At 41.8% G+C, this 14,942-nt stretch carries 9 protein-coding genes and 1 CRISPR repeat array (1 of these 10 running past the window's edge); all 9 genes read left to right on the forward strand.

The annotated features are described in order from the left end of the window. Positions 1 to 2,350, forward strand: partial view of a CRISPR-associated helicase Cas3' gene (cas3, locus tag F8M42_RS02485; RefSeq protein WP_182187821.1) — the 3' portion only. 350 nt of this gene lie to the left of the window's left edge; only the last 2,350 of its 2,700 coding nucleotides appear in the window; its start codon lies off the left edge, out of view; its stop codon occupies positions 2,348 to 2,350. Then, positions 2,331 to 3,923 (forward strand): type I-E CRISPR-associated protein Cse1/CasA, encoded by a 1,593-nt coding sequence (casA, locus tag F8M42_RS02490; protein ID WP_182187822.1) that lies wholly within the window; start codon positions 2,331 to 2,333, stop codon positions 3,921 to 3,923. The genes cas3 and casA overlap by 20 nt, the downstream gene beginning before the upstream one ends. 22 nt (positions 3,924 to 3,945) lie before the next feature. Next, the gene (gene casB, locus F8M42_RS02495) at positions 3,946 to 4,536 is read left to right on the forward strand and encodes a type I-E CRISPR-associated protein Cse2/CasB (protein ID WP_182187823.1); all 591 of its coding nucleotides are present in this window, start codon (positions 3,946 to 3,948) and stop codon (positions 4,534 to 4,536) included. Next, positions 4,529 to 5,734 (forward strand): type I-E CRISPR-associated protein Cas7/Cse4/CasC, encoded by a 1,206-nt coding sequence (gene cas7e, locus F8M42_RS02500; RefSeq protein ID WP_182187824.1) that lies wholly within the window; start codon positions 4,529 to 4,531, stop codon positions 5,732 to 5,734. Before casB ends, cas7e begins: the two co-directional genes overlap by 8 nt. Continuing rightward, positions 5,734 to 6,384, forward strand: coding sequence for a type I-E CRISPR-associated protein Cas5/CasD (cas5e, locus tag F8M42_RS02505; protein ID WP_182187825.1), 651 nt, complete (start codon positions 5,734 to 5,736; stop codon positions 6,382 to 6,384). The genes cas7e and cas5e overlap by 1 nt, the downstream gene beginning before the upstream one ends. 11 nt (positions 6,385 to 6,395) lie before the next feature. After that, positions 6,396 to 6,965, forward strand: a complete 570-nt coding sequence (gene cas6e, locus F8M42_RS02510; RefSeq protein WP_182187826.1) for a type I-E CRISPR-associated protein Cas6/Cse3/CasE — start codon at positions 6,396 to 6,398, stop codon at positions 6,963 to 6,965. Positions 6,966 to 6,979: 14 nt separating this feature from the next. After that, positions 6,980 to 7,927: a type I-E CRISPR-associated endonuclease Cas1e gene (cas1e, locus tag F8M42_RS02515; protein ID WP_182187827.1), complete on the forward strand. Its 948-nt coding sequence runs from the start codon at positions 6,980 to 6,982 to the stop codon at positions 7,925 to 7,927. After that, complete coding sequence (gene cas2e, locus F8M42_RS02520) at positions 7,924 to 8,859, forward strand: type I-E CRISPR-associated endoribonuclease Cas2e (protein WP_182187828.1); 936 nt, start codon at positions 7,924 to 7,926, stop codon at positions 8,857 to 8,859. Before cas1e ends, cas2e begins: the two co-directional genes overlap by 4 nt. A gap of 54 nt (positions 8,860 to 8,913) precedes the next feature. Continuing rightward, positions 8,914 to 14,742: direct repeats of the CRISPR family, unit length 28 nt; unit sequence ATAGTCCCCGCGCAAGCGGGGGTGATTC. A gap of 67 nt (positions 14,743 to 14,809) precedes the next feature. Continuing rightward, positions 14,810 to 14,899, forward strand: a complete 90-nt coding sequence (locus F8M42_RS13575; protein WP_229711404.1) for a 4Fe-4S binding protein — start codon at positions 14,810 to 14,812, stop codon at positions 14,897 to 14,899. Positions 14,900 to 14,942: the final 43 nt, after the last annotated feature.

The following is a 14,942-nucleotide window of genomic DNA, read 5'->3' on the forward strand; positions in this document are numbered from 1 at the left end:
TAAGCATGCCAGAGCAGGGGAAGTACTGCTAACTAATTTTGGCTGTAATGCAGGGGTGGCCTCAATTATAGGAGCACACCATGGACTTGCAACAAATGATGCCAAAAGTGAGGCGATAAATACCTATCCCAAATACTACGGTGCAAAAGTTGCACAATGGACTAAGGTACAGGCACAATTATTTACAATAGCATTGGAGCTGGGAGAATATCAGTTGACAGCAGAAGAAATACCATTGATTTCTAAATCGGCACAAGTAGTATTGTGTGGATTATTAATTATGGCTGACTGGATTGCCAGTAACGAGACATTTTTTCCTTTAATTGATTATGAGCAATGTGCTGATCATATTGATGAAGAGTGTAGGATTATTAGTGGCTGGCATAAATTTAAGTTAACAGGTCATTGGCAAAGTAAAAACTTAAATAATTTGTATAAGGATAGATTTGGTTTCACGCCTAATTTGATGCAACAAACTGTAGAAAGTATTGTAAAAGAAATAAAAAGTCCTGGATTATTAATTATCGAAGCTGAAATGGGACAAGGAAAAACGGAAGCAGCATTAGTGGCAACAGAATATTTTGCCAACAAAACAAATTGTGATGGTGTATACTTTGCTTTACCTACTCAGGCAACTTCAAATAGTATGTTTGTTCGCTTGAAGGAATGGATAGATTGTTTAAATGATGGTTTTGGGCATTCTGTTAATTTAGCTCATAGTAATGCCTGGTTAAATGATGATTTTACTGAGTTGTCACACATAGGTTCTAAAAATGGCATGATATATGATGAAGATGATAACTTGAAGAAACATACATCGTCTTATATTGAAATAAATGACTGGTTTACTGGACGAAAGCAAGGATTATTGGCTGATTTTGTGGTAGGAACTGTAGATCAACTATTGATGATGTCGCACATAAGCAAACATATATTCCTGAGACATTTAGCATTCTTAAATAAGATAGTTATAGTAGACGAATGTCATGCTTATGATGCATATACCGACGAATATTTAAAAACAACACTACGTTGGTTGGGCGCGTATCAGATACCGGTTATTCTCTTATCAGCTACATTGACAAGAAGTTTAAGAAAAACGTTAGCGGAAGAATATGCCAAAGGAGCAGGTAATATAGAATTAACAGAAAGTATCTTATCATTAACATATCCGCTTATTACGTATACGGATATATTAAATGATCGTGTTAATGTTTATAATACAACTGTCAGGAACGAAAGAGTTAAGAATATTGATATTAAATTCGTTGAAGGGGAAATAACCGATAATCTGAATTTGGTAGAAAAGTTGTACTATGAGGGCGGTTATATTGGCATTGTGGTAAACACAGTAAACAAAGCACAGCAGTTATATGGGCTGTCTAAAGAGAAATTTGGTTCTGATAATGTTGAACTGTTTCATTCCCGGTTTTTAGCAGCAGATAGAAGTAAACGTGAATCTGCATTGATCAAACAAATTGGCAAGAGTAATAAGAATCACAGCAAGGCCCATAAGGTTATTATTGGTACACAAGTATTGGAGCAATCCTTAGATATTGATTTCGATGTGCTGATCACCGAAATTTGCCCTATTGATTTGTTCTTTCAACGTATTGGGCGTTTGTTCAGACATACGGTAATAAGACCAATGCATAAACAGCGGCCATTGTGTTATATAATGGGGGTAAGCAACCAAGGAAAAGTTGAGGATGAGGGAAGTTTGCACGTGTATGATCAGTATATACTTGAACGTACATATGAATTACTGCATGTACGCCAAAAAGTTACGTTGCCAATCGATATTCCTTCTTTAATAGATGCAGTGTATGAAATACAAGATTTTAATGCAGAGAATAAAGGTTTGTGGAAACTGTGGCAGGAAAAAATTGAAAATAAGGGAAATAAATCTCGAGGATATATGATAGAGTCACCTAAAAAGTTAAATAAATTGAATAAAACATTAATTGGTTTTACTAAAAATTCAGATTCAGACAATGATGATACTGGTGTTCGTGATAGTACCTTAAGTCAGGAAATTATCTTATTGCAAGAAAAAAATAAATATATATATTATTTTGAAGGGGAACAAGTACCGGAAGAACAAACTGCGCAACGGGATAAACGAATTGCTTCCCAATCGGTGGGGTTGCCACGAATACTTATAAATGATACCGTATTAGAAAGTATTAAGGAAACGACAGTTCGTTGTGGTTATTTGTTTAATAATTCGCCGGTATTAAAATATGCGCTTGTAATGTTGGTGGATGAAAAAGGACAAGCTGAATTTGGCGATTATATCGTATCTTATTCTAAGGAGGAAGGATTGACATATGAACGACAAAGAATTTAACCTGCTAACAGAACCTTGGATTAAAGTATTAAAGTTAGATGGCAATGAAGATATGGTTTCACTTAAAAACGTATATGAGCATGCTCATGAATACAGAGCCTTAGCTGGTGAGGCTGTTACGCAGGATGTGGCTATGCTACGATTTTTGTTGGCAGTGTTACATTGCGTGTATGAAGGAAATGATGCGAATGGTAAGCCATTGACAGATGCAGAAGATACTGATGATATTTATGATACGTGGCATAGTTTGTGGGAATGCAAACGATTTGAAGTGAGGCCTATTCATACGTATTTAGACAAACATAGTGAGCATTTTTGGCTGGTACATCCCCAATATCCTTTTTATCAGGTTAGTGAATTCAGGAAAAATGCCAAAGTGAAGAAAGTCAGTCTAAATAAACTAATTGGTAACATAGCAGAGAGTAATAATAAAAGACGCTTATTTAATCACCGACCTAATTGTGAATCCATATCTATGGCAGAAGCAACTCGTTGGTTATTAAACTTACAAGCTTGGGATGATACTTCTAATAAAGGCGGATCAGGTACGGGTTGGTTAGGACAAATAGGTTCTATCATGATAGAAGGAAATAATATGTTTGAAACACTTCTTCTTAATTTGATTCTAGTGCCAGATGGTTCAGAGGGGATATGGGGTAGGGGAGAAGCAATTTGGGAAAGACAGCCTGTTAATCATAAGGTGAAAATACCATTACCAGCTAATCCCAAACTTTTATTAACGTTACAATCCCGCTGTGTGAAATTACGGTGTAAGGAACATTGCGTAATAGGTTATGTGACGGCAGATAAAGATGCCGGGGAATATTTTGCAGACAATAATAAACATTTGTGTTTTGCAGAACAATTTACTACATGGAAAGAAGTGGGACATAAAAACAAAAAAGAAATAGTCCCTATGAAGTATTCTATTGATAAGCGTTTGTGGCAAGGGTTTGTCAGCTTGATTACTTTAAAACAACAAACAAGTGGCAGACATAATCCTGGTATTCTGGCATGGTATAGCAAATTGGTCAATGAAAGATACTTACAAGGAACTAGGATAGTAAAAATAGTGTGTGTAGGCATAGAATATGGGAATATGAATATGTCTGTACTAACCAGTGTAGTTGATACACTGGCCTATCCGGGTAATCTTTTACAAGAACGTTATGATAACTGGGGAGAACGAATTATTGCGATTGTTGCTGTTACTGATCAGTTGGTAGGGGCATTAAAGCGTTTTGTAAGTGATATAGGCTTAGATAATCAGCATATATCTGAGCAAACTTATGCAAGGTTAGATACACCATTTCGACGCTGGCTGATTAATATTAATCCTGATCAGGACGATATTGATGAAGATATGAACCAGTGGTATATGCAGGCACAACATATCATAAGAATGTGTGGTAAAGAAATAGCTGGCCTTGAGAATAACTCCCGCTATATACGTTTAGTAACTTCTAGGCAGGAAAAGAAACGCAAAATTAGTGTATTAAGTGTCAGTGAAGCATATAACGATTTTTTATATAGAACACCGAAACAACAAGACAAATTAGCTAAGCTTAAATAATACATGAAGGGAGAGAACATTGATGGGAAAAACAAAACTGTTGACAAATTTTGTAACACAAAGAGTGGAACAGTGGTCTCATACGCTGACACATCCTGCTACAAGAGTTGCTTTAGCCAAGTTAAGACGCGGCTTGGGTAAAAAACCAGGTACATTGCCAGATTTATGGGAATATACGCTTGAAGGTTTAGATGACGAATTATTGTCTCATACAGAAAATCCAACTTATGAAGAATGGGCTATTTATTTAGCCTTAACCTTATATGCATACCATCAGCGGGGTCAAACAAGGAGTATGCATAAGCCCGGTGCCAGCTTTGGTGATGCGATGCGGTTGCTTGCTACGGAAGGCAGCATTGGTAAGCGTAGTGAAGCAGTAACACGGAGAATGCAGGCATTAGTGAGCGCAGATAGCATAGAATCTATTGCTATTCATCTGCGTAGTTTAGTGGGGCAGTTGCGTTCACATGCTATACCTTTAGATTATGTTCTGCTGGCCAAAGACCTTTATGGTTTACAATATGAGGATAGTAAAGATAAGATCACTTTGCATTGGGGACAAGATTATTACAAAAAATATGTAAAAAAAATGGAGGATGAAAATCATGACTGAAAATTTCAACCAAGGGAAACGATTATTCTTAGATATACATGTTTTGCAAACAGTACCGCCTTCTTGCATTAACAGAGATGATACGAATTCACCCAAGACTGCTGTATATGGCGGAGTAATGAGAGGCAGGGTCAGTTCACAGGCTTGGAAAAGAGCGGTGAGAAAACAATTTGTGGAACAATTACCCGCTGATAAAGTAGGAATTAGAACTTTACATTTAGTTGAATTATTAACTAAGGAATTGATGGGAGAAGGAAAAGAAGCTGAAGAATCTGAAAAAACGGCTCGTAAGCTTTTATTAATTGCTAATATAATTAATAAAAAGGAAATTGATGAAAAAACAGAAGATAATGAGATGGACAGTACGGATAATGTTAAGGCGTTATTCTTTATCAGTCCGGCACAAATCAAAGCGATGGCTCAATGTGATTTAAGTGAATTAAATATTGCAGAAGCCAATGTCCAAAATGTACCTAAAAAATCCGAAGAATTAGAATTAGCGAAAAAAGAATTAACTAGGGCAAATAAAAACTTGACCAAGAAATTACGAGAAGCTATTAATGTTGCGCCAACTATTGATATGGCTTTATTTGGCCGGATGGTAGCGAATGATCCTACGATGAATGTAGATGCCAGCTGTCAAGTGGCCCATGCTATCTCTACTCATAAAGTTAGTACGGAATTTGATTATTTTACTGCAGTAGACGATATTCAGGAGGCTCAGGGGGAAACGGCGGGTGCTGGCATGATTGGTACGGTGGAATTTAATTCTTCTACTTTGTATCGGTATGCTACTATTGCATTACATGAACTGAATAAACAACTGTCTGATAATAAAGGTGCTGTAGCTAAAGCGGCAGAGTGTTTTGTGGACGCCTTTATTCGGTCTATGCCCACGGGTAAGCAGAATACCTTTGCTAATAGAACGTTGCCTTTTGCAGTTATGGTAACTTTGCGGGAAGATCAACCAGTTAATTTAGTTGGTGCTTTTGAAAAACCGGTTGTTGCGAACGGAGGATATGAAACTCAATCTGTTCAGGCTCTTGACCAGTATGCCAAATCTGTTTATGCTAATTTTGTATCTGCTCCTCAATATAGTTGGGTGATAGGGGATACAGATTTAAAAGATTTAGGGAAAAAGACTGCATTAAAAGATTTACTTACTGATGTGGAACAGGTTATTAAGGAGCAATTATAATGAAAACATTATTATTGTTGTTTAATGCTCCCTTGCAAGCTTGGGGAGCTCCTGCTAAATTCGATTATCGTGAAACAGAACGGGAAGTAACAAAAAGTGGTATGGTGGGGATACTTGCTGCGGCTTTAGGAAGACGGCGCAGCGAGCCGATAACGGATTTGGCAAAACTCAAATTTGGTGTGCGGGTATTGCGAGAGGGACATGTGTTTTATGATTTTCAGATGGTTACAAATCCTGATAGAGCAGCAGATAATACATTAAAATATAGTTATTATCTTGCAGATGCTGTATTTTTGACAGCTATAAATGGGGAAGATAATTTTATTTTTAAACTGGCGGAGGCTATTCGTAAACCATACTTTCCTCTCTATTGTGGACGTAGGTCCTGTCCGGTTACACCAGAATTATATGCGGGGATATCTGAATTGAGTGTGGAAGAAGCTTTAACAAGTTATCATCCAGTTATGAACAATGATACTATTCAACGATATATAGTCGATGTTGGTGCTGATGATAAGAATGCTGTATTGTCCCGTGATTTGCCGGTTACCTTTGACCGTACATATAGGCAATACCAATATCGGAATAAAAAAGAATATATGGACCAAATAACCCATCCAGAGGAACATGATGCTTTTGAAGCGGTATAAGGAGTGAGAAAATGTATTTATCCAGAATTGAATTATATACCAATAATCGCATAACACAAAAAATCATGTCTTCTCCATCACGGATTCATGGTGAATTGGAAAGGTGTTTTATCGGAAATAGGCAGAGTGCAAGATGGCGTATAGATCAATTACAGGGAAAGACGTATCTGCTATGCTTAAGTGAGGACAAACCTACTTATCCTTTTTCTAAAGCAGAGTGGGACATAAGGGATTATAATAACTTATTGTGTAAGTTGGCTGACGGACAGCAATGGTACTTTAAATTATGTGGGAATCCGGTAAAATGTATAAAAGGAAATAGGATACCCTTAGTAGGAGCAAATAACTGGGTAGATTGGCTGGCTAACCGTAGCAAAACCATGGGGGTTACTTTTCTTAGTGTGACCATTACATCATTTGATAAGCTGAAATTTAAAAAAAGTAACGCCGCAGTTACGTTACAGACAGTTACATATCAAGGAAGTTTGCGTGTTAATGATATTAATAAATTAAAAAATACATTAATACAGGGTATAGGACATGGTAAAGCGTATGGTTGCGGACTTTTAACCCTTGCATAATATTAGGAGATGCCATGAGTATAGATAAAGTCACACTGCAAGAAATTCCTGTAATTAAGGACAGAATTACCTATGTGTATTTGGAACATTGCAAAATAAATAGACAGGATGGGTCGATTACTGTTTTAGACATACGGGGAACAGTTCATATACCGGCAGCGGTATTAAGTGTTGTTATGCTTGGACCAGGTTCGAATATTACCCATAGAGCAGTACAGTTGTTAGGAGAAGCAGGGGTATCCATACTATGGGTAGGTGAGGAAGGAGTACGATTTTATGCTTATGGTTCTCCTCTAACACATAGTTCGAAGCTTTTGATACGTCAAGCTGCATTGGTCTCTAATGTTCATAAAAGAGCGGCAGTTGTCAAAGCAATGTATAAAATGCGATTTACTCATTTAGATGACAGAAATTATACTATACAGGAATTACGAGGAAAAGAGGGAGCACGTATGCGTTCCCTTTATCGGAAACTGTCGAAAGAATTTAATGTACCTTGGGATGGCAGAAACTATGATGTAGATAATTTTAGTGATGGAAGTCCAGTTAATCAAGCACTATCGGCAGGAAATGCCTGTTTATATGGTTTATGTCATAGCGTGATATTATCCATGGGATGTTCGCCAGGACTGGGTTTTGTGCATAATAGTCATGAACGGTCATTTGTATATGATATGGCAGATTTATATAAGTCTCAATATGTTATACCGTATGCTTTTCAGTTGGCTGCTCAGGCAGTAGAAGACATTGGTAGTGAAATGCGTAAGTTGTTACGGGATAAATTCAGAGAAAATAAGCTTATTGTTCAAATAGTAGATGATATTCAGTTTTTATTAAATGTGTCAAATGACAATTTGGTTCAAGCTAATCTGTTAACTTTATGGGATAATAAACAAAGCAATGTGCCCAGCGGTGTGTTATATACAAATGAGAATAATGTCGGAGGAAAAGGACAAGAATGATTGTTATAACTTTGACGAAATGTCCACTTAATTTAAGAGGTGATCTAACTCGGTGGTTATTTGAACTTGATACGAATGTGTATGTAGGCAAAGTTAGTTCGCGGGTGAGAGATCTTTTGTGGGAGCGTATTGTAAAAAACTTAAAATCCGGAATAGCAGTCATGGCTTATAGTATTAACAATGAACAAGGTTTTACTTTTAGAACCCATGGTAATACATGGAAGATTGAGGAATACGAGGGATTGCAACTAATGTTACGACCTAATTTTGAGCAAATAACTGCTGATATTGATCCCGATGCCTTAAAAAAAGGTGTAGCAGCTTTGCGTTATAAACATAGATACAAAGTAAAAATAAATAAAGACGCTGTGACTTTGAAGCAATCAAAAGTGTTATCAGGGAATTATTGGGTAGATAATTATGTGGCTTTTGATCTTGAAACTACGGGCCTTTCTGTCAAAAAAGATTGTATTATAGAAATAGGCGCTGTTAAAATATGCCAAGGTCATATTCAAGCAGAATTTTCTAAATTGATAAATATCGGAGAGACATTGCCGGTAATAATTGAAGAAATGACCGGAATAAATTCTAAGGAATTGGTTACTAAAGGTGAAGATTTATCATATGTATTAGATGATTTCATTGATTTTGTTGGTGATAATGTGTTAATAGCACATCATTCTGACTTTGATAAAAACTTTTTAGAAGAGGCACTGAAAAAAGAAAGAATGCATTTGCAGACAACTTATTTTGATACCGTCATGCTTGCTGAAGCTGTGCTTCCGCAATTAGTATCATATAAATTGGGTAACTTGCTTAAGTTTCTTAATATTGATAGTAAAATAAAACATCGTGCGTTAAATGATGCACGAAACGTATATTTACTTTATGAGGCGTTGAAGAAAATTAGTACTGCATCTGCTAAGAAGTAATAAAAAAAATAAGGAATTAATAAAAGCACTAAGTACTTATCAGCATTTTTTGCTATAGTCCCCGCGCAAGCGGGGGTGATTCTCACTTGGCAGATCAGGAGAGATTTTGAAGCAAATAGTCCCCGCGCAAGCGGGGGTGATTCCATTGTTTCCACTAACGACCTGTACGACACCGCATAGTCCCCGCGCAAGCGGGGGTGATTCTTGAGCAGAAAACGGATACACACGTTACGGTTGATAGTCCCCGCGCAAGCGGGGGTGATTCTATTCCGTTGTTTGCGATAGTTGGGAGTTGCACATAGTCCCCGCGCAAGCGGGGGTGATTCTATTAGCAAGTACATTTTCTAGTCCTTCTATTTATAGTCCCCGCGCAAGCGGGGGTGATTCTTTGATATCGTTGTTTACGGAATTACTGTGCAGATAGTCCCCGCGCAAGCGGGGGTGATTCCTGGTACCATCAGAGCCTCTGCGTGCATTGAGCATAGTCCCCGCGCAAGCGGGGGTGATTCCAGGCTTCATTGTTTCTGATATTTTATATTCAAATAGTCCCCGCGCAAGCGGGGGTGATTCTACTTAAATAGTCATATAGGCGGTCAGGGGATAGATAGTCCCCGCGCAAGCGGGGGTGATTCCAAATTCTTCCTGTCGTATTTCTTTGAAATGCGATAGTCCCCGCGCAAGCGGGGGTGATTCTTATTGCAATTAGAGAAATGCTAGGTATATCGCATAGTCCCCGCGCAAGCGGGGGTGATTCTAAGCTATTATACTGGTATGCGTATTGGAGAAGATAGTCCCCGCGCAAGCGGGGGTGATTCCAAGGGATACTGTACAATGACATTGCTAATAAAATAGTCCCCGCGCAAGCGGGGGTGATTCCACTGGCGGCGTTGGGATTGCTTTATGCTGCGCATAGTCCCCGCGCAAGCGGGGGTGATTCTTATTTTCAGATTAGAAGAAGAAGTTTATCAACATAGTCCCCGCGCAAGCGGGGGTGATTCCTGCTTCGATTGAATGCGGCGGTCGGCTGTCAGATAGTCCCCGCGCAAGCGGGGGTGATTCTAGTAGTGCTTGAAATATCAGCAGATGCACGGCATAGTCCCCGCGCAAGCGGGGGTGATTCTTAAAGGATAATATCTTAATGATGCTGGATAAGATAGTCCCCGCGCAAGCGGGGGTGATTCTAAAGCCCGTTGTTTCAACATAAGCCATTTTTAATAGTCCCCGCGCAAGCGGGGGTGATTCTCCGCTTATGCGCAGATTTGGTGCTTGATTCAAATAGTCCCCGCGCAAGCGGGGGTGATTCTGAAGCCTTAAATAATGTATATGCTATCATAAAATAGTCCCCGCGCAAGCGGGGGTGATTCTTTATTTTCGTTTTTTGCATAGACACCATACATATAGTCCCCGCGCAAGCGGGGGTGATTCTCACCCTTACACAAAGCAACTTGGGGATATTACATAGTCCCCGCGCAAGCGGGGGTGATTCTCATATTGTTTATATTTACTTTCCATTTTTTCTATAGTCCCCGCGCAAGCGGGGGTGATTCTCCTTGACACGGACTGCCACCTAATAATAAATCATAGTCCCCGCGCAAGCGGGGGTGATTCTAAATTTGAACGTGAAATTGAAGCTACAAAAGTATAGTCCCCGCGCAAGCGGGGGTGATTCTCCGTTACTACGACTTGGCAGTTACAAGCCCATATAGTCCCCGCGCAAGCGGGGGTGATTCTACGACTGTAATTCCAACGTTGCTTGGCATCAGATAGTCCCCGCGCAAGCGGGGGTGATTCCGCCACTGAATTCATGGCACGCAACAAAAATAAATAGTCCCCGCGCAAGCGGGGGTGATTCTACTCCAGCCTTCTCTTTGTAATTCTGTGTGATATAGTCCCCGCGCAAGCGGGGGTGATTCATAGACCTAAGCTCATAAAGCAATTAAAAGAAATATAGTCCCCGCGCAAGCGGGGGTGATTCTTGACTTAGACAAATACAACTATTCAGCGATAAATAGTCCCCGCGCAAGCGGGGGTGATTCATGGTGACACGAATGAAATGTTGGACGGTACATATAGTCCCCGCGCAAGCGGGGGTGATTCTTGTCCGTGTATCCTTATCTCCTTTTTATTATCATAGTCCCCGCGCAAGCGGGGGTGATTCTCGGCTTTGGAATCCTCAAAAACACCCCTGTTTGATAGTCCCCGCGCAAGCGGGGGTGATTCTCAGGGTACCCTAGTCTTGTAACCAGACGTTTCATAGTCCCCGCGCAAGCGGGGGTGATTCCTATGATAAACTTTAATATTAAAAAGGAGTCTTATAGTCCCCGCGCAAGCGGGGGTGATTCCAAGGCGTCTGATCGCAGTTCCCATTCTTTGTTATAGTCCCCGCGCAAGCGGGGGTGATTCTATAAATGTGCCATTGCTAAACTCGACATGATTATAGTCCCCGCGCAAGCGGGGGTGATTCTTTGCTTATCAAAGAATCGACTGAGCTTGATGGATAGTCCCCGCGCAAGCGGGGGTGATTCCCGGCAGTAAATGACGACAAGGCGGCAATAAAAATAGTCCCCGCGCAAGCGGGGGTGATTCTGGACCGTCGGCATGGTTCCGTCCTTATAATCAATAGTCCCCGCGCAAGCGGGGGTGATTCTCCTCTTGATAAGCATAAGATCGCTTTTGATAAATAGTCCCCGCGCAAGCGGGGGTGATTCTTTCGCGTTCAAACAAATTTGAGCTTGGAATTGATAGTCCCCGCGCAAGCGGGGGTGATTCTCATCCGAGCTTGATGGTGCAGTTATTCAGGAGATAGTCCCCGCGCAAGCGGGGGTGATTCCACCTATGTGATTTTTAATTTTTGTCAGGAAAAATAGTCCCCGCGCAAGCGGGGGTGATTCTAGACATTGAAACATACAGCGATCTAGACATAAATAGTCCCCGCGCAAGCGGGGGTGATTCCGCAGAAGTGATCGACTGGGCTGAAAAAGCGAAATAGTCCCCGCGCAAGCGGGGGTGATTCTTAACTCACTTTCTTTCATCAGATAATAAATTTATAGTCCCCGCGCAAGCGGGGGTGATTCTTTAAAGCACTTGTAGATGCTATTGTAGCAGAAATAGTCCCCGCGCAAGCGGGGGTGATTCATTATGAATGTATAACGACAAATATTCATATATTATAGTCCCCGCGCAAGCGGGGGTGATTCTCCATTTTTGTAAATATTGATTGTAGTGATACAATAGTCCCCGCGCAAGCGGGGGTGATTCTTATGCCCCCATGGGAATAATCTAATCTGTTGCATAGTCCCCGCGCAAGCGGGGGTGATTCTTTCCCCCTCGGCATGCTGTTAAGGTGGCTGATATAGTCCCCGCGCAAGCGGGGGTGATTCCAGTTTCAACGATAGTTACTTTTAGATCTAAAGATAGTCCCCGCGCAAGCGGGGGTGATTCCACTTATTTTAATATATTTTACCATCTGCTGTAATAGTCCCCGCGCAAGCGGGGGTGATTCCAGTTCTCAGTAAATTTCACACGACGGAATTAAATAGTCCCCGCGCAAGCGGGGGTGATTCAGTAAACCACTCAGGTCGCACCTGAAAGCCTTGATAGTCCCCGCGCAAGCGGGGGTGATTCTTTGTTATTAAAGCGTCCTTTGCCCATTGATAAATAGTCCCCGCGCAAGCGGGGGTGATTCTTACTGCATGAAAAGCTCAGATATTAGGTTCATATAGTCCCCGCGCAAGCGGGGGTGATTCCTAATAGAAGCACAATAAGGCTTTAAACTAGTTATAGTCCCCGCGCAAGCGGGGGTGATTCCATGCTTGAATACCTCGATACACAGAAAGAAAAATAGTCCCCGCGCAAGCGGGGGTGATTCTTAAATGAGCAGCAAAAGCTATTCTGTATATACATAGTCCCCGCGCAAGCGGGGGTGATTCTGAGTGTGCGTGCAACGGGTGTTTCTGATAGATATAGTCCCCGCGCAAGCGGGGGTGATTCCTTATTACAATATTGGTGAAAGCATTTGATATTATAGTCCCCGCGCAAGCGGGGGTGATTCCATTTTAATTTCTCCTTTTTTTAAGAGGCGGCCATAGTCCCCGCGCAAGCGGGGGTGATTCCAAGGTATGTGCTGTCTGCGGCAAACCTGCCCAATAGTCCCCGCGCAAGCGGGGGTGATTCTGTGACAGTGGTAAGAAAATGTCTAAAAATAAGATAGTCCCCGCGCAAGCGGGGGTGATTCCTATTTTCCATGAGCCGGCATTAAATTGTTGTCATAGTCCCCGCGCAAGCGGGGGTGATTCTTAATAATACAAGCCCCTTATAAAAATATTGAGATAGTCCCCGCGCAAGCGGGGGTGATTCTGATTGTGGATTTATAAATCCTGAAACTACCAAATAGTCCCCGCGCAAGCGGGGGTGATTCTCAACATATACTTACCTTCGTTAATACAATATAATAGTCCCCGCGCAAGCGGGGGTGATTCTCCAGACTAGTTCCCATATAGGCAATTCCATCCATAGTCCCCGCGCAAGCGGGGGTGATTCCATAAAGCCCATCTCCTTTTCATTTTATATAGGATAGTCCCCGCGCAAGCGGGGGTGATTCTCAAGGTAAAATTTCTAGATCAGAGTTAAAATAATAGTCCCCGCGCAAGCGGGGGTGATTCTTATATTTCTGCGGCGAACTTGGCAGTGTCAAAATAGTCCCCGCGCAAGCGGGGGTGATTCTGATGTAATTGACAACAATGTATGGCTGCATATATAGTCCCCGCGCAAGCGGGGGTGATTCCATAGAATGCCCGTTTAGCGAATCCGTGTACATATAGTCCCCGCGCAAGCGGGGGTGATTCTACTTTAGCTGATTTTTGTGGATTTACTAGCACATAGTCCCCGCGCAAGCGGGGGTGATTCTTATTTTTTTTAAGCCTGACGCCTACAACAAAAATAGTCCCCGCGCAAGCGGGGGTGATTCCATGGACTACAGAGGACGCTGCTACCCAATTCCATAGTCCCCGCGCAAGCGGGGGTGATTCTAATTTTGTTGCACCGTCTGATGCGTTATTCGGATAGTCCCCGCGCAAGCGGGGGTGATTCCTTGTAACAGTATTTTCTGAGTTTAAGCGTGTGATAGTCCCCGCGCAAGCGGGGGTGATTCTTCAACAGCTAACAACGGTACCGGCGTTTACGGATAGTCCCCGCGCAAGCGGGGGTGATTCCATGCCTGCCGGACTATGTGCCGATCTGGAGCGATAGTCCCCGCGCAAGCGGGGGTGATTCCTGCAATATAAGCTCGAAGGATATTACGAGAAAATAGTCCCCGCGCAAGCGGGGGTGATTCCAGTAATCTGCCCGTCAAGCATGAGCTTATACAATAGTCCCCGCGCAAGCGGGGGTGATTCATTGATGCAGCAGCTCCGCCAATACCACCGTAAGATAGTCCCCGCGCAAGCGGGGGTGATTCTTATCTGCAATGTATTGCCCTTATCATCAATACATAGTCCCCGCGCAAGCGGGGGTGATTCTTATCTGCAATGTATTGCCCTTATCATCAATACATAGTCCCCGCGCAAGCGGGGGTGATTCCCTGCTGATTAAGAGTACGACGTTTCTAAGACCATAGTCCCCGCGCAAGCGGGGGTGATTCTCATTGTAATAACTATATTGTGCGTATATACCGAATAGTCCCCGCGCAAGCGGGGGTGATTCTCTACTGCTGCGCAATTAAAAGATGCTATAGCCATAGTCCCCGCGCAAGCGGGGGTGATTCCACGTTTCACTAAATCCGGTATCCTAGAATAGCATAGTCCCCGCGCAAGCGGGGGTGATTCCCAAGCATCCTGAATTAAAGCATAAAATATGGCATAGTCCCCGCGCAAGCGGGGGTGATTCCAACGCATAATCATCATCGGATAATTTAGAGAAGAGTACCTGAAATTTAAAAGGAGAAGTGTATAGAATGGAATTGATAACAATAGATCAAGAAAAATGTATTCAATGCGGGGCCTGCGTTAAAGAATGTCCATCATTTGTTTTAAGTATGGGGTGAACCGGTCCGGAGGTAGCAGCGCCCCAATCCTGCATTGCTTGTG

The organism is Pectinatus frisingensis (assembly GCF_014076555.1).
GTDB classification, from domain to species: domain Bacteria; phylum Bacillota; class Negativicutes; order Selenomonadales; family Selenomonadaceae; genus Pectinatus; species Pectinatus frisingensis.

What these genes read in the sequence shown, in the direction of transcription:
- casA (WP_182187822.1), top strand. Translation starts at nt 2,331, where the DNA reads ATGAACGACAAAGAATTTAACCTGCTAACAGAACCTTGGATTAAAGTA.
- casB (WP_182187823.1), top strand. Translation starts at nt 3,946, where the DNA reads ATGGGAAAAACAAAACTGTTGACAAATTTTGTAACACAAAGAGTGGAA.
- cas7e (WP_182187824.1), top strand. Translation starts at nt 4,529, where the DNA reads ATGACTGAAAATTTCAACCAAGGGAAACGATTATTCTTAGATATACAT.
- cas5e (WP_182187825.1), top strand. Translation starts at nt 5,734, where the DNA reads ATGAAAACATTATTATTGTTGTTTAATGCTCCCTTGCAAGCTTGGGGA.
- cas6e (WP_182187826.1), top strand. Translation starts at nt 6,396, where the DNA reads ATGTATTTATCCAGAATTGAATTATATACCAATAATCGCATAACACAA.
- cas1e (WP_182187827.1), top strand. Translation starts at nt 6,980, where the DNA reads ATGAGTATAGATAAAGTCACACTGCAAGAAATTCCTGTAATTAAGGAC.
- cas2e (WP_182187828.1), top strand. Translation starts at nt 7,924, where the DNA reads ATGATTGTTATAACTTTGACGAAATGTCCACTTAATTTAAGAGGTGAT.
- F8M42_RS13575 (WP_229711404.1), top strand. Translation starts at nt 14,810, where the DNA reads ATGGAATTGATAACAATAGATCAAGAAAAATGTATTCAATGCGGGGCC.